This is a genomic window from Pseudomonas sp. Ma2-10 (genome assembly GCF_054330215.1).
In genome coordinates, this window is the sequence record NZ_JBTEYL010000043.1 from 294 (window position 1) to 16,339 (window position 16,046).

The following is a 16,046-nucleotide window of genomic DNA, read 5'->3' on the forward strand; positions in this document are numbered from 1 at the left end:
ATCAACTCAGCTCGATGGCCAAGCAGGCCCGCGAGGCCATGGGCTTGGAAACGCTGTCGGTAGTGGCTGACCGAGGGTACTTTAAAAGCGAAGAAATCCTGGCCTATCACGATGCAGGTATCACCGCCTACGCGCCGAAGCCAATGACATCCGGAGCCAAAGCGGACGGGCGTTTCAATAACCATGTCTTCATCTATGACGCGGCAAAAAAACGAATACATTTGCCCGGCTGGCGAGGCGCTGATTTGGCGCTATTCCTATGTTGAAAAAGGCCTGAAGTTACACCGTTACTGGCGTTCGAAATGCCGGGGCTGCGCAATGAAACCGCAGTGCACACCGAGCACGGAACGGCGAGTTCGACGCTGGGAGCATGAAGCCGTACTGGAGGAAATGCAGGATAGGCTGAGCAACGCGCCGGACATGATGCGGATCCGAAAACGGACTGTTGAGCACCCCTTCGGGACGCTCAAGCAATGGATGGGCGCGACACACTTCCTGACCCGAAAACTTAACGGGGTGAGTGCAGAGATGAGCCTGAATGTGCTCGCCTACAACCTGAAAAGGGTCATGATAATCATCGGCGCCACTGGCTTGATGAACGCGTTAACGGCGTAAAAACCGGTCTTTTTTTACCCCATCCAAAGGACTTTAAGAGGCTGTTGAGCCGTTTTAACTGTTCCAGGAAACGTCATGGCCATGATCAGTGAGTGAAACGTGAGCCGGGCCTCTTAGCGTCGACAGAGAAAACCCAGTTCGGCGTTTTTACACACTCTCGGCCAATTGCTACCCTTCACGAGATACGGACCGGGTCACGTTGAACGAGCGATTGAGGTTGAAGATCCCATTGCTCCAGCCAAATGCGACGAAGCCAGCAGACATCCCGCTTGCGGTCGACGGTGAATCCACCGTCGACGTCGATTAGGCTTTCTGCTGGCAAGCTGCTCAGCGCGCTGTGATGGCAAGCTCAGAAATACACCAACGCCTCCACAGTCCCGGTCAGTTGGCTCCGTGCATCGCCTTGGCCGAAAGGACGCGCGCCGTCGCGGCCATTGAACCAGTCGTAGCGCAGTTCCGGGCGCAGTGACAGGTACTTGTTGAAGTCGTAGCGCAGCCCCGTTGTTAGAGCATTGAAGGCACCGCGAGCGATGGATGAGGGGAAGAGAACGTAGCCGTCCGGGTCGTTGAAATGCTCAGCCCGTACGGAAAACGACAAGTCCTTGCGTTGCTGGTAGGTCAACACCACGTTGGCGCCCCACCAGTGCGCCCCATCAAAACCGGGACCGGTGACAATGTCGACGGTCGAGGCTTTGCCGTCGCCCGCTTGACGGCCGTAGACCATTTCCCCGCCCATTGACCACTTTTCATCGAACCGATGCCAGCCATTGAGCGAGTGTTGCTGCTTGAACTGGCCGTCAGGGGAGATCAGCCGGCCGCGGGGTGTTTGAATATCGTTGCGACTGTCGTTTTGTGAATCGCCGACGAGAAACTCATAGTCGATCCAGGTGTTCATGTCGGGCGTGCGCCAGCGCAGTGCACCAAGTAGCGCCTTGCTGTCGTTGTTGTCGCGCAGGTTGCCTTGACCCTGGACCACGCCCAATTCCGCACCGAGCAACATGCTGGAGTTGTTGACCAGGCGTTTGCCTAGCAGGAAGCCGGAGACTGCGCCGGATTCGGTCATGAAGGCATAGGAACGGCTGGCAAACGGGTTACGCGCAGCCCGCACGTTGGGGGGGATTTCGTAGCCGAGCGCCGGGCCAAAAATGCCGGCAATCGCGGTAAAGCCGCCGGCATACGGCAGGTAAGCCGTGGCGGCGATGTTGGGTACGGCGAGGAAGTTCTGTTTGTCGCGGCGGGCCTTGTCCGGATCGTCGTCGCCTGGCGAGTTGATGCCCCAGTGCATGTCCCAACCGTAAGTGCGGGCTTGCTGCGCATTGCGGCCATAGACGGTTTCGAAGGTGAAACCGAACGATGCTTCAGTGGGCGCTGGACCGGGTAACGGTGTGACGCGCGGGATGAAATTGGCCTTCAGTGCTTTGTCGGCAAACAGATGAAGGCTAGCGAGCTCGAAGCCTTCATCGCCGAAACCGGCGACGGGCGTGTTGGTCTGCCCGGACTCGCGATCTTCATGGGACGAATTGTTGTTGTGCGAATAACCGGCGTCCAGCAGACCGGACACCTTGATGCCGTAGTCACGCTCCAGCGAGTCACCGAAAATGCTGCGAAACACTGTGCCTTCGCCGACATCGGTCGGTTGGCCGGCCAGGCAATGACCCGTTGCGAGGGCGAACAGAACCGCACCGAACGATTTGACGTTGATGTTCTTCATGGGGTTTCTCTTGTTTTTATCGGGATGCGACCATCCGCTGGCCGCGGTGCGGAACGCTTAGTGGGTGACCGGCACAGCCGTCGTCCGATTCAGGCGCCAGAAGCCGATGATGCCGATGGCGGTGATGCTGGCGGGAATTGCGGCAGCCACCAGTAAGTCACTGGTCGACCATTGCAGAGACAGCAATAGCGCGCCGATGAAAGGGCCGCAGATGCCTCCCAGGCGACCGAGCCCCAGGGTCCAACCCGTGCCGGTGGCGCGCAGTGCCGTCGGGTAAAAGGTGGCAGTCATGGCGTTCAGGGCTGCTTGGCCGCCGAGGATGCCGAAACCGGCGACGGCAATGCTCAGGTAGGCCAGATTGATCGAAGTGTAGAAGTGGCTGAACAGGACGATCGCCACGGTCGAGACTATGAATGTGGGCACCAGCACGGCGCCGAAGCCGCGCCGGTCGACAAACCAGCCTAGCAACCAGCCGCCCGCCAGGCCACCCAGCCACATTGAAGTGCCGGCCAATACCGCTTGCGACGGTGAATGGCCCGCACCACTCATCAGTACCGGCGTCCATGAGGCGAGGAAGTACACGCAGAGCATGTTCATGAAGTTGATCAGCCACAGCAGCAAGGTGCCGAACAACCTGCCATCGGCAAACAGGTGAGCGAGCGCCAGACCTTTGTTGCGTGGTTCACCGATCACCAGAACGGTCTGCTCGCTGATCTGCAGACCTGGCTCGATGCGGGCAAGTATGGCTCGCACGCGGTCGAGTTGGCGTCCTCGCAGAACACACCACTGCAGTGATTCGGGGAGTGCGAAAAACATCAGCAGGCCCAGGCACAACGGGGCGATAGCGCCCAGGTAAAACACCGCCTGCCAGCCATACGTCGGAATCAGTGCGGCAGCAATGGCGCCGCCGACCAGCCCGCCGACGACCATACCGGACGAGACCAGCGTCAACAGCATCACGCGGTTGTGGCGCGGGGCGTATTCCGTCACCAATGTAGCGACGTTGGGCACAATGGCACCCATGGCGATGCCAGTGAAAAAGCGCAGCGCCAGCAAGCCGTCCACCGTGGTGGCCTTAGCGGTGAAATACATCAGGATGGCCATGACCAGGGACGCAGTCACCAGCACCGGCCGACGACCGACGCGGTCGGCCACCGAGCCTAAGGCGAGTGAACCGATCAACATGCCAAGCATGCTGATGCTGAATACCGGGCCCAGGTTGGCTTTTGCGATGCCCCAATCGGCAATAAGGCTGGGTGCGGCGTAGGCCATGGCCTGGATGTCGAACCCATCGACGACCATGCACAGGAAGCATTGGACGAGCACGAGTATCTGAAAGGCGCCCAAGCGACTCCTTTCGACAATCACGCTGATGTCGAGTTGATTGTTCACGAGCGAATACCTCTGTTGTAGTTATTTTCGGTATGAGTTGGATGCAGGATCGAAGCTGTGGCCGGGTATTGAAGATCTCTGTTGTGAGGGTGGGCGGAGGATCTTGATCCGGCGGCGAGCCAGGTGCCGGCCTCGGCGCGCATGGCCTGCTCCAGCTCGCTGCCACGGGTGGCGAACACGCGCTCGAGCGGGAAGCCGCTTTTATCGAGCAGGTAGGCCAGCGGCGCGTATTCCCGTGGGTAGCGCGCCACGGTTTCACTATCGATCTCGACCAGGCCCTGGGGGAACGTGAAGCTGCCCATGTCGTAGATGCTCTGGCGCTTGACCAGCTTCCAGACGCCCTGGCGTTTTTCGACCAAGTCATAAAAGCGGTTGTGCACGCTGCAACCCAGGTTCAGCCGTACGTTATCGGCAACGATCACCGCGTTGGTTTCCACCACAGCCTTGTTGCCGTTGAAACTGACCACGGGGGTGCCAATCAGGTGTTTGGTGCGTAAATCGGATTTGCCCATGCGCTTGGAGCCTTCGACGAATTCGGCGAAAAGACCTTCAAACCAGGTGATTTCGATGATCCCGTCCGGGTGCGCCAGATTTGCCAGTTGCTCCCACTGGCCCAGATCACGGTGAATCCAGCCCGTGATCAGGTCGGTAATTTGAAGTCGGTCTTCCAGGTAGCTCTGCATGATTGTCCTCGGCAGGGGTGTGTTGTCGGACTCAGCATCTGCTGCTGGACAAAGAACTTCAAATAGATTGATATGAACGATTGATCATTAAATCTGATGGGGTTGGATGTTCATGGATCTTCGTCATTTGCGGTACTTCCTCGCGGTTGCAGAGGAGGGGCATTTCGGTCGAGCTGCCCAGCGTTTGCACATTGTCCAGTCGGCGTTGAGCATGCAGATTCGCGCGCTGGAAGAAGAACTCGGCGGTCCGCTTTTCCTGCGCACCAGTCGTCGCGTGGAACTCACCGAAGCCGGGATTTTGTTGCGTGCTGAAGCGCAGCGCACCCTTGATCAGGCCGCGCATGCCCAGCGTGTGGTGCAGCGATCCTTGCGTGGCGAGATGGGCACGGTACGTATCGGCTTTGCCGGCAATGCGGTATTCAGTGGACGGTTGATGGCCGACGTCCGCACTTTTCGCGCGGCTTACCCTGATGCTGAAGTGATCCTGCGCGAATTGGCGCCGCAGTTGCAGGTCGAGGCCATTCAAAACGGCCAGTTGGACCTGGGCTACGCGCCCAGTCATGGCGGTCAGGCCCACGATAGCGAACTTTTGTTTGAGCGAATCGGCACATGGCCGCTGGTCGTCGCCTTACCGGAAGACCATCCCCTTGCGAGCCATAAAACCTTGCGCGTGCCGATGCTCGGCGCCGAGTCGTTGATCATTTACGCCGCCCACGGCGCCGATGAATACATGCTGGCCGGGCTGCGAAAGGCGCTGGGACGCGAGCCTAAGGTTCAACGTACCACCAGCACCTTGAGCGTGCTGGCGTTGGTGGCTGCCGGTATGGGTGTCGCGATGGTGCCGGCGCCGTTGATGCAGGTCACGATTCCGGGCCTGACCTATCGTTCATTCGACGATGTGGAACCGCATACCGATTTGCTGCTCATCAGCCGCGTCAAGGAAATCGGCGGTGCGGTGCGGGCGTTCCTGAGGGTTGCCCATCAAGGTGGCGTGGCGTCTGCGGCGCACTGAAGCCTCAATCGTGCCAGCAGCGATACCAGCCGTTTTTTTCGCTGATGTGCAACGGGGTCTGATAGAGGTCCGAAAGATGTGCGCTGGTCAAGAGATCGGATTTTGGACCGTCGGCAATGATCCGCCCCTCCTTGATCAACACCACGCGATCGATTTCCGGAATGATCTCGTCAACGTGGTGGGTGGTGATGATCAACGACCGGCCCTCACTGCAAAAACTGCGCAGTAGCGTGAGCATGGCCAGGCTCGCCCCCATGTCCAGGCCATTGGCCGGTTCATCGAAAATCAACGCCTCGGGATGATGCACCAGCGCTCGGGCCAGCAACAGGCGTCTTTTCTGGCCGGTGGAAAGGCGTTGGAACATGCAGGATTCATCCTGCGAAATCCCCAGTCTGTTCATCATTGCGCGAGCCTGCTCAAGCTGCAGCTCCGTCGGTTGCAGGTGCTCATGACGGCCAATGGCGCCGAAAAAACCGGAAACCACAACGTCCAGTGCGCTGGTGTAGGGCGTGTAATCCTCTTGCAGGTCCTGCGACACGAAGCCGATCCTGTCCCGCAGTTGCCACAGGTGTAAGGTCTCGCTGCCAAACAGCTTCAGATAGCTTCCTGGCTGGGCAACCGGGTAGAGTTCCCGGTTTATCAATTTCAGCAGAGTGCTTTTACCCGCGCCATTGGGGCCGAGGATCGACACACGCTCCTGCGGTCCGATTTTCAAGGACAACTGGTCGAGCACTCGGGTCTGTTGCTGATACGCCGTGACTTGATGGAATTCGATCATCTGAAAAACCTTGCAGAAAAATGCAGAAATAACCGGGCTAGATGCGGAATCTGTCGATGTGCCCGCGCAGCCCTGCGGCCAGCAGCGACAACTCTTCGCTAGTCGAGTGAGTCTGTACAGCGCTAGCCGAAGTTTGTACGGACAGATCCCGAATATTGACCAGGTTCCGGTCTATTTCCCGGGAAGCCAGAGCCTGCTGTTCTGAAGCGCTGGCGATGACCACGTTCATTTGACTGATCGTCTCCACCGCAACGGTCACTTCTTGCAAGGCTGAATCCGCTTCCCGGGCAATGCCCAGTGTCGAGTGGACGCGTTCGGTACTCCGTTGCATGGACGCCAGCGCGTGTGTCGCTACGCTACGCACCGAGCTGACCATGAGCTCGATTTCCTCTGTCGATTGCTGCGTCCTGTACGCCAGCGCCCGAACTTCCTCTGCGACGACGGCGAACCCGCGACCCGCTTCGCCAGCCCGGGCGGCTTCAATGGCGGCGTTGAGTGCCAACAGGTTGGTCTGCTCGGCAATTGACCGTATCACTTCAAGCGCCCGGTTGATCCCGGACACACTGCTTGCAAGCTCCTGGACACGATCCGCGGTAATCGAGATGCCCTCTGTCAACATCGAGAGCGACTCGAGGGTCTCCATGACTCGTGATTTTCCGGTTTGCGCCGCCGCATCGGTGGTTCGTGAAGCAAGGGCCGTCGCCGATGCGTGTCTCGCCACTTCATCGACGGCTGCGGTCATTTCATTGACTGCCGTGGCGGCCTGTTCGATTTCCTTGTTCTGCTCCTGAAGTACGCTGGTCGTTGTCGCGATCACGCCATGAAATTGTTGTGAAGACAGCGCCAGCCGGGTGGACGAGTCGGTGATGCGCAGAACCGTGTCGTGAAGATGAACCTGCATGGTCTTCAACGCCTGGAGCAATAAGGCCGGTTCGTCCTTGCCCGTATCGTTGATGGCGGATGTCAGGTCGCCGCGTGCGATGTTCTGCGCAACCTTGAGCGCATCGAGCAGTGGCTGGTTGATGCTTCGGGTGTAGAAGGTCGCCAGCAGCACTGTCAACAGCGCGGCGAGGGCAATGGCCGCAACCACGCCTGTCACCACGCGCTGGCGGGTTTGTTGTTCAAGCTCGGCCACCTGTTGATATTGCTGCAGATAGAAGTCCTGCAATTGACTGGAGCGTGCGCCCAGTTCCATGGCGAACTTGTCGATCGGGCCGTTGAGAATGTCTGTGGCTGCCTGGCGCTGGCCTTCGCCTGCCAGGCGGATCACTTCAAGCTGTTCATGTCGGAACGCCGTTGAAGCGTCCAGATAACGTTGAAAAATCTCCCGTTCCGAGGATTGCCGAAGTTGTGCAGTGAACGCCTCTTGCTGCTGGCGCACGGTGTCGAGAACTTCCATCAGCGAATGCTGGTTGGCTGCCATGGCGGCCGGGTCCTGCAGGACGACCATGCGGAAGGTCATGATCCCGGCTCGATCCTCTGCGTTGTTCAGCGCTGCCAGACGAATGATCCCAGGCACCCAGACCTCTCTGATCGCGTCGGCCTGCACGCTCATCTGCTTGACCATGGCCAGCGAGAACAATCCCAGCAACAGAACAACCACACCGAACAGGCCAAAGCCGAAGATCGAGCGAGGTGCCAATTTCATTTTTCTGAAAAACAACGGATTTTCCTCAAAGAAGGAACGATTCGGCGCCAGCTTGTGGCTGGCGCCGTTGTTTCAATGAAGCGCTATGGGAGAGTTCAGTGCCGAGTGTTCGTGGCACTCGGCACTGGCATGCACCCCCTGTGCATGACGGGGCGTTTTACTGCATGCAGAAACGTCCATTCCGACATCCTGTCGCTCCCCGAAAGGAGTGAATGAGTCAAACGCTGTCGATGCCCTCGGCGGCCGGAGCAGAAACCCTGGCCGGGGCGGTTTCGCGCAGGCAGGTGGCAACCAGCAGCCCGACCAGCACAGCGCCGAGTGCTAGATACATGGTGTTTTCGATGCCATGGTGCTGGGCGATATAACCAGCGATGGCCGGCGCTACGCCACCACCAAAAATCTCGCCGATGCCGACCACCAGACCGGTGGCGGTGGACGTGAGCGCCGCTGGAACCGATTCGCTGGTGAGCGGCCCGACGGTCATGCAGATCATGCTGAAGTTGAAAAAGATCGTCAGGAAGAGCAGCGCGAACAGTTTCACCGGCTCGGCACCCGTGCCCATCAGCAGCCACAGGAACACCCCGGTAGCCACGAACGAAATGAGCACCACCGGTTTGCGTCCGATGCGATCGGAAACTGCCGGCATGATCAACTGCCCGAGAAAACCACCGAGGCCGATGGCCGACATCACAAAGCCCATCTGCTGCACTTGCAGGTGCAGATAGTCCATCAGGTAGTTGGGCATCATCACGCTGATGACGAACAGGCAGGTGAGCATGCAGAACATGCCGACGATATTCAGCCACACATTGCGAAAGCGCAGGGCATCCAGCCAGCCCGGTTGATCAGCGGCGGTGCGGCTTTTGGCTTTTTGCGGCGTGGCGGTGCGGGTTTCCCGCAGGTAGCGGTACATCGCCACGGCCAATAGGAAACCCGGCAGCGACACGATCACGAATACCCAACGCCACGACGGCACCACCAGCAGTAACTGCGTGGCCAGAATCGGCGCGAGGCCCAGGCCCAGTATCGGGAAGAACGCCTGTTGAATGCCGATGTTCATGCCGCGTCGGGCCGGGTGCGAAGATTCCGCCGTGGCCGCCAGCGCCGTTGGGGTGAAGGCGCCTTCGGAGATGCCCATGATCGCCCGAATCAGCATCAAACCGCCGATACCGGTGGCCAGACCGGAAAGCCCCGCAAGCAACGAAAACACCAGCACCGCAGGGATCAGCACCTTGCGCCGGCCGATTCGGTCGGACAGTCGGCCCATGAAAATCGAAGAAATGCCCCAGGCCAGGCCCAGGACGGCAGTCACATTACCGAGGTCCTGATAGTCCAGGCCGAGGTCTTTCATCATCACCGGGAACAGCGGCAGGATGATGAACCGATCCAGGCCCACCAGGCCGAAACCCAGTGCCAGCAAGGCCACCGCTTTGAACTCGTAGCGAACATCCCACGCATGCTTATTGTTGTTCATGGTTGTTACTCGGATGGAGTTAATGAAGGCAGTCGCATCAGCAACCCGACTGCCTGGGGCTTAGAAATAAACCAGCGCTTCGACCAGTCCGGTCAGTTGCGTGCGGTCACGCCCGGCGCCAAATGGGTGATCGTCGGCGTTGCCATCGAACACGTCGTAACGCACTTCCGGACGCAGCGAGATGTACTTGTTCAGGTCGTAACGCAGGCCGGCGGTGACGGCGTTGAAGTTGCCGCGGGCAGTGGAGACGGGCAGCAGGATGAAACCGTCAGGGTCGGCAAAATGCTCGGCGCGTACGGAGTACGAAAGGTCAGGTCGTTGTTGGTAAGTGAGCACAGCGTTGGCGCCCCACCAATGCGCACCATCGAAACCTGGGCCGTTGATGATGTCGACGGTGCTGGCTTTGCCATCGCCGTCCTGATGGCCGTAGACCACTTCGGCACCCATCGACCAGTTCGAGTCGAAGCGGTGCCAGCCATTAAGCGAATGCTGCTGTTTGAATTGACCGTCAGGCGAGACCAGGCGCGATATCGGCGCCTGCACATCGCTGAAACTGTCGTTCTGTTCATCGCCGAGGATGAACTCATAGTCGATCCAGGTCTGCATATCGGGGGTGCGCCAACGCACGGCACCCATCAGCGATTTGGTATCGTTGTTGTCGCGCAGGTTGTCCCAACCCTGCACGACGCCCAGTTCCACACCGAGAATCCCTGACTCGCCGTTGTACAAGCGGGTGCCGAGCTGGACGCCGCCGACTGTGCCGGGCTCGCTGACGAAAGCGTAGGTCTTGCTGGCAAATGCGTTGCGCGCGGCGCGTATGTTTGGCGGAATTTCATAGCCGAGCGCAGGGCCGAAGACGCCGGCCATCGCGGTGATGCCGGGGCCATAAGGCAAGTAAGCCGTCGCGGCGATATTGGGAATGGCGAGGAATTTTTGTTTGTCGCGCTGGGCCTTCGCGGGGTCGTCGTCGCCCGGCGAGTTGACGTCCCAATGCATGTCCCAACCGTAGGTGCGGGCGAATTGCGCATTGCGGCCGTAGTTCATTTCGAAGGTGAAACCGAAGGACGACTCGGTCGGTGCCGGGCCGGGCAGGGGGGTGATACGCGGGATCATGTCACCCTTGAGTGCCTTGTCGACGAACAGGTGCAGGCTGCCCCACTCCAGGCCTTCATCGGAAAACCCGACCAGCGGCAGATTGCTCAAACCATCCTGACGTTCGTCGTGGGTCGAGCGGTTGTTGCGCGAGTAGGCGGTGTCAAACAGACCGGAGACTGTGATCCCGTAATCCTTTTCCAGCGTGTCACCGAACAGGCTGCGAAACAGCGTGCCTTCTCCGGTTTCAAGATTTTCTGCGGCGTGAGCGTTGAGCGTCGCGAAGGCGGCCAGAACCGCACCAAGCGTTTTCACCTTGATGTTGTGCATAGTCTGTCTCTTGTTTTTATTGTCAGAGTTTTAGAGGAAAGGGGCATCCGTGCCCCCCGGTAGATCAGTTCAGACGCGACAGGCCTTCGCGTCGTCATCGACGGCGGTGTGGCGGGTGCTGTGTTGCAACTGCTGGCGCAGCGACCCCAGCAATTTCGGCAGTGCCGACAGCTCGGCCACGCCGCCAAAGCAGTAGTAGTCCGGGCGCACAACCAGGGCTTTGAGGCCGGCCTCAGCCATGAACTGCAAATACTTGCCGGAGACGTCGCGGTAGATGCCCTTGGCGCTGTCGGCAACAGTGGCCACTCGCACGACCTTGAGCTCGTAGTCGCTGATGAACTGCAGAAGTTGCGCATCGAGCTGCGACAGAGGGTCTTCGTCGCCCCTGACGAGCAAGTGGAAACCGCGGCCGATGACATCATCGTAACGACCGACCTTACCGCCGATTTCAATCGAGCCGTGTACCCCGAGAATGCCGCGCAATTGTCCACCCTCCTGTAAAAGCCCATCGGTCAAACCGGGGAACGGCGGCAGTGGTGCGACATTGCCGCTCAAATACGCCGCATCACGCTCGGCGGCTTTCACCGGGTCCGACACACACACCACTTTGCCCATGGCCATCGAGGCTTCGATCACTGCGCGGATCTGCGGTTTGCGCTCCAGGGTGTAGCTGTCCAGCAAGGTGTTGTCGGCCAGACCGCGCAGCAGCAGGTCCAGGCGCCAGGACAGATTCCACGCATCGCGAATGCCTGAGCACATGCCTTGGCCCATGAACGGTGGCATCACGTGGGCGGCGTCGCCGGCCAGCAGCACCCGGCCGCTGTGCCAGTTCGAGGCAATGCGCGAACGGAACTGATAGACCGCGTGGCGCACCAGATCGGCAGTGTCCGGCGTGACCCAGCGCGACAGCAGCGACCAGACCTTGTCGGTGTCTTGCAGGTCTTCGATGGTTTCGTGAGGCAGGCGCATGAACTCCCAGCGGCGATACCCAGGGCCACCGGGCACCATGGTGGTCGGGCGCTCGGGGTTACACCATTGGCCGATGTCCGGCACGTCCAGTTGCACACCAGGTTTTGGCTGCAGGTCGACCACCAGCCAGTCTTCCTGAAAGCCCAGGTCCTGCCATTCAATGTTCAGCGATTGGCGCACGAAACTGTTGGCGCCGTCGGCACCGATGACGTAGCGAGCACGGACGCTTTGCTGTTCTTCGCCAAGGGAAAACTTGCCGTCCTGGCGAATCACTCGATTGAGCACCATGTCGCAGCCATTTGCGTCCTGCTTGAGCGCAGTTGCTTCCCAGCCCTGATGAATCTGCACCTTGCCGATGCTCTTGGCCTTGCGGTCCAGTGCGGCTTCCAGCGATGGCTGGTTGAACAGGTAGCCGAACGGCCCGTCGCTGATGGATTCGGCCGACCAGTCGATTTCGACCAACACTTTCCAGTCGGCGTTGAACCACTGGTAGCGTGCCGACGGCTGGGAGATTTTTGCCAGCTCTTCGTCCAGCCCCATGGAAAGGAAAATGCGGCGGATTTCATGATCGTAAAACACGGCGCGCGGCAGTGGATAAAGCGCGGGCCAGCGTTCGAATACGGCGACCGAATAACCCATCTGACCCAACAGAATGGCCAGGGTCTGGCCGACAGGACCGTAACCGGCGATGGCGACATCGACTGTAGTGTGCTGATTCATGACTGTGCCTCGTGTACTGCGCAATGATTTCCGGACGTGGCCGGGCCCGTCGCGCGTTTCAGTGGAATCGCGCGATGCAGGAAGTAAGGTTGGTAGAGGTGGGTTCAGGCCGGTGCCGGTGTATCCGCTTCAGTATTGAAAATGAAGTTGTCCGGTACGTTCGGCCCCCACAGGTACAGGGAGTTTTCCGGTGGGAAATCGCCGGCGGGCCATTCGACCCCTTCATCGATGTAGTCGATGTCAGCCGAGTATTCGCAGAACGAACCCCACGGGTCCTGCACGTAGTGGAAGTAGTTCGAACCCAGGCAATGACGACCGGTGCCCCAGCCTTTCGCGTGCCCTGCAGCGGCCATCTGTGACGCGCCGGCGCCGACTTCATTGATGTTGTCGACTTCCCAGGCCGCGTGGTGCCAGCCTTTGGCGCTGCTCTTGGCGAAAGCCACCAAGTGATGATCGCAGCCGTGGGGCGCGTGACTGAAGGCGATGATGTCCAGGGACTTGTCGGAAAGCTTCAAGCCCAACGCCTGTTCGTAGAAGTGCAGGGCGCCGAGGACGTCCGGCGTGAACAACAGGACATGGGACAGACGACGTGGACGAATCCGGGGCTGGTCATCGCGGGTGGTTGCGCCACGGTGGTTGGGCGGTGCGCTGTTGCTGAGGTGAGCGGTCTTCTGGTCGGGCATGGTTTTTTCGCCGACCTTGACCTGCAACAGGTTGCCGTCCGGATCGCGGAACCAGATGCCGGCGCCCGGATGATCTTCAAAGCGGCCACCCGCTGTTTCGATTTGCTGGCGGAGCGCGGTGAAATCCTGCTCGTAGCAATTGAAGCTCAGGTAGGCCATGGATTTGGCGGCGGCGGGCAGGATTTTCGCCCACACATGGCCGTCGGCGGCCCGCAGCAGGAGCTGCTCCGATTGACGTTCCACATCGAGGCCGAAGCTTTCAAAGAACTGGCAGGCTTCGTCCAGCGACGGAACGTTCAGCGCGTAGTGATCGATTGAATGCACACCATGGGACACGCTCATGATTGCCTCCATTTTCAATTATTGTAGTTATTGTGCGCAGGGCCGTCGGGCAGCCCTGCGCAAGCGTTGAAACAGTGCGATCAGGCTTCGTCGACCACCGGGTTGACCAGCTTGCCGATGCCTTCGATGGACACTTCCACCACATCACCGGCCTTCAGGTACACCTTAGGGTTCATGCCGAAGCCGACGCCTGCCGGGGTGCCGCTGACGATCACGTCGCCGGCTTCCAGGGTCACCGCTTCGCTGAGGGTCGAAATGATGGTGGCCACGTCGAACAGCATGTCGTTGGTGTTGGCCGATTGTACGACCTTGCCGTTGACCCGGGTTTCCAGCAGCAAGCCTTTACCACCGGCCGGCAGTTCATCAGCGGTGACCAGTACCGGACCGAAGGCGCCGGTGTCATCGAAGTTCTTGCCCACGGTCCACTGCGGCGAAATGAACTGGTACTCGCGCACCGAACCTTCGTTGAACAACGCGTAGCCGGCAACATGGCTCAGCGCATCTTCCTTGCTGATGTGACGGCCGCCGCTTTTCAACACCACGGCCATTTCACCCTCGTAGTCGAGGCTGTCGGATGCCCGTGGACGAATCAGCGGTTTGTTGTGGGCGGTCAGGCTGGAGTTCCAGCGCGGGAATAGCGTCGGGTAATCAGGTTGGGCGTACGGCGATTCTTTGGTGTGGTCGGCATAGTTAAGACCCACGCAAACGATCTTGGTCGGACGCGCCATCAGGGGCAGGTAGGCGTCTTCGGCAATCTCGACCAGTGCACCGCTGGCTTCGGCGCCGTGGGTGGTCAGGTCCACACCGCGAGCCAGCAGGGACTCAAGCGACTCGGCACCTAGAACGCGTACACCTTCGCCAGTAACGACACCCAGGACAGGTTGATCTTGATTGAGGAAGCGAACGTAGCGCATGACGGTTTCTCTTGTTGGAGTGGAAAGGGCCGGTGTGATGGGCCGCCGACCGTGTTGCCGTAAAGCTAGGGCTAAAAAAATATATCGTCAATATAAAAATATATATTTTATCGAATATGAGAAATTTTGAAGTCTGTGTATGATTCGTGCAGACAGCGTAAAAAGGAGTCGAGCGTGAATTCCCCTCTGATCAACTGGCAACCCGCGGAGCCTGCCGAAAAGCGCACGATGGCCTCGCAACTCGAAGCCAGGATTCGCCAGGACATCATCAACGGCCATCTGGCCCCGGCCAGTCGCCTGCGTCTCAAAGAACTGGCCGAGGCTTACGACGTAGGCGTCATTCCGCTACGTGAAGCCTTGTCGCGGCTGGCTAGCAGCGGTTTCGTTTCGGCGGCAGATCAGAAAGGTTTCAGTGTCGGTCGAATTTCCGCAGCGGAAATCGCCGACATCACGGTCGCCAGGCTACACATCGAATGCAAAGCTTTGGCCGACTCCATTCGCCAAGGGGACGTGGAGTGGGAAAGTCGCGTGCTGGCCGCGCATCACCGTCTTGATCGCCTCACCATCGTCGAAGGCCCCGAGCGCGTGCTCAAGCCCGAATGGGAAAACGCCCATGAACTGTTCCATCAGGCGCTGATTTCAAGCTGCAATTCGCCAACATTGCTGCGTTTGTGCACGGCACTGCGCGATCAGACGGCGCGGTATCGCTTTCTGTCGATGCATTACAAAGAGAGCAGCCAACGGGATGTTCCCCACGAACACCGACAGCTGATGGATGCTGCGCTGGCCAAGGACGTCGACAAGGCGTGCGAGCTGCTGTCGAGCCACTATCAAACTACGACCGACTCGGTGTTGAAGCACGCGTTGCTGATCTAGGCCTGCGACCCCTCGGCGTGCATCAATAATCTTTCGCTAGCCTGGGAATCGAGGTTCGGCGGGCCTCCAGCACCTGACGGAAATCTTCGGTGCTTCTCAAAGCATGAGGTCGGTGCCACGACTGCGATGGCATGAGGGCCAATGAAGTCGGGATCCAACTGCTGCAGGCCTGATACCAACCGTGTGGTCCTCGTGGTTGTTGGCAGGGCAGGCCCTCGCCGAACACGGTCTTGGTTTGAACGTTTGCTTCTGGCCCAGAGTGTGTAAAAACGCTTTCTTATCGTGCGTGCTTCAGCCCATTGCTCCTGGGCGTGGCGATTTCCCGATTATTTACCAGGATCAGCGCCGGTAACGCTTCAGAGCGCGTATGAAGCGCTTTGGCACCTCTTTGGGGCAGTAAAAGCCGGGCTTTTACGCCGCCATCGCCTTCAACAAGCCTTCGGTGCCGATGATTTTCATCACCCGCTTCAATTTATAGGCGAGCACATTCAAGCTCATTTCTGCGCTCACCCCGTTCAGTTTTCGAGTCAGGAAGTGCGTTGCCCCCATCCATTGTTTGAGCGTCCCGAACCTGTTTATCAGGGGAATCGTTGAGCTGAGTTTCGATCCCTTGAAGCTCTTTCATCTGCGCTTTGAGCTTGGCGATTTTATCTTCCAGGCTGGCAGTATCTGGCGCGGAGGCGCTAGGAATCTGTCGATCAGCCGCACCGAGCGCAGCCAAATAACGGCTGATGCTCGCCTCGATTTCTTCCATACGCCGCTTCAGTTTGGCGCTGGTGAAATTGCGGTCACGGTTGTTCACTGCCT

Annotated in this window: 12 protein-coding genes and 3 pseudogenes; 3 read left to right on the forward strand and 12 right to left on the reverse strand. The window is 59.2% G+C overall.

The genetic code is table 11. The annotated features are described in order from the left end of the window. Window positions 1–615 (forward strand): annotated as a pseudogene (locus ACXPVS_RS26835) (transposase); the annotation flags it as partial. Between the two features lie 349 nt (window positions 616–964). Here ACXPVS_RS26835 and ACXPVS_RS26840 read toward each other — a convergent pair. From ACXPVS_RS26840 to ACXPVS_RS26850, 3 genes are read right to left on the reverse strand one after another with little or no spacing between them, the layout of a single operon-like run. Further along, complete coding sequence (locus ACXPVS_RS26840; protein WP_458512588.1) at window positions 965–2,326, reverse strand: outer membrane beta-barrel protein; 1,362 nt, start codon at window positions 2,324–2,326, stop codon at window positions 965–967. 57 nt (window positions 2,327–2,383) lie between these two features. Further along, window positions 2,384–3,718: an MFS transporter gene (locus tag ACXPVS_RS26845; protein WP_458512589.1), complete on the reverse strand. Its 1,335-nt coding sequence runs from the start codon at window positions 3,716–3,718 to the stop codon at window positions 2,384–2,386. Further along, window positions 3,715–4,401, reverse strand: a complete 687-nt coding sequence (locus tag ACXPVS_RS26850; RefSeq protein ID WP_458512590.1) for a nuclear transport factor 2 family protein — start codon at window positions 4,399–4,401, stop codon at window positions 3,715–3,717. The genes ACXPVS_RS26845 and ACXPVS_RS26850 overlap by 4 nt, the downstream gene beginning before the upstream one ends. 112 nt (window positions 4,402–4,513) lie before the next feature. On the opposite strand from ACXPVS_RS26850, the gene ACXPVS_RS26855 reads away from it, so the two are divergent. Then, the gene (locus tag ACXPVS_RS26855; protein WP_458512591.1) at window positions 4,514–5,413 is read left to right on the forward strand and encodes a LysR substrate-binding domain-containing protein; all 900 of its coding nucleotides are present in this window, start codon (window positions 4,514–4,516) and stop codon (window positions 5,411–5,413) included. A gap of 4 nt (window positions 5,414–5,417) precedes the next feature. Here the strand turns inward: ACXPVS_RS26855 and ACXPVS_RS26860 are convergent, their stop codons facing one another. From ACXPVS_RS26860 to ACXPVS_RS26890, 7 genes are all read right to left on the reverse strand, one after another. Continuing rightward, complete coding sequence (locus ACXPVS_RS26860) at window positions 5,418–6,191, reverse strand: ABC transporter ATP-binding protein (protein ID WP_458512592.1); 774 nt, start codon at window positions 6,189–6,191, stop codon at window positions 5,418–5,420. Window positions 6,192–6,228: 37 nt separating this feature from the next. Next, window positions 6,229–7,839: a methyl-accepting chemotaxis protein gene (locus ACXPVS_RS26865; protein WP_458512593.1), complete on the reverse strand. Its 1,611-nt coding sequence runs from the start codon at window positions 7,837–7,839 to the stop codon at window positions 6,229–6,231. Window positions 7,840–8,056: 217 nt separating this feature from the next. After that, complete coding sequence (locus ACXPVS_RS26870; RefSeq protein WP_458512599.1) at window positions 8,057–9,337, reverse strand: MFS transporter; 1,281 nt, start codon at window positions 9,335–9,337, stop codon at window positions 8,057–8,059. Between the two features lie 36 nt (window positions 9,338–9,373). Next, complete coding sequence (locus ACXPVS_RS26875) at window positions 9,374–10,735, reverse strand: outer membrane beta-barrel protein (protein WP_458512594.1); 1,362 nt, start codon at window positions 10,733–10,735, stop codon at window positions 9,374–9,376. A 69-nt stretch (window positions 10,736–10,804) separates the two neighbouring features. After that, the gene (gene mhpA, locus ACXPVS_RS26880) at window positions 10,805–12,424 is read right to left on the reverse strand and encodes a bifunctional 3-(3-hydroxy-phenyl)propionate/3-hydroxycinnamic acid hydroxylase MhpA (RefSeq protein ID WP_458512595.1); all 1,620 of its coding nucleotides are present in this window, start codon (window positions 12,422–12,424) and stop codon (window positions 10,805–10,807) included. Between the two features lie 104 nt (window positions 12,425–12,528). Beyond that, window positions 12,529–13,449 carry a VOC family protein gene (locus ACXPVS_RS26885; RefSeq protein WP_458512596.1) on the reverse strand — a complete coding sequence of 307 codons (921 nt, stop codon included), beginning with the start codon at window positions 13,447–13,449 and terminating at the stop codon, window positions 12,529–12,531. A gap of 80 nt (window positions 13,450–13,529) precedes the next feature. Continuing rightward, window positions 13,530–14,363, reverse strand: a complete 834-nt coding sequence (locus ACXPVS_RS26890; RefSeq protein WP_458512597.1) for a fumarylacetoacetate hydrolase family protein — start codon at window positions 14,361–14,363, stop codon at window positions 13,530–13,532. A 174-nt stretch (window positions 14,364–14,537) separates the two neighbouring features. Here ACXPVS_RS26890 and ACXPVS_RS26895 point away from each other — a divergent pair, with 174 nt between their 5' ends. Further along, window positions 14,538–15,239, forward strand: coding sequence for a GntR family transcriptional regulator (locus tag ACXPVS_RS26895; RefSeq protein ID WP_458512598.1), 702 nt, complete (start codon window positions 14,538–14,540; stop codon window positions 15,237–15,239). A gap of 411 nt (window positions 15,240–15,650) precedes the next feature. On the opposite strand, the pseudogene ACXPVS_RS26900 reads toward ACXPVS_RS26895, so the two are convergent. Next, window positions 15,651–15,809, reverse strand: a pseudogene (locus ACXPVS_RS26900) (IS5/IS1182 family transposase); the annotation flags it as partial. Further along, window positions 15,790–16,046, reverse strand: a pseudogene (locus tag ACXPVS_RS26905) (IS5/IS1182 family transposase); the annotation flags it as partial. The pseudogenes ACXPVS_RS26900 and ACXPVS_RS26905, both read right to left, overlap by 20 nt.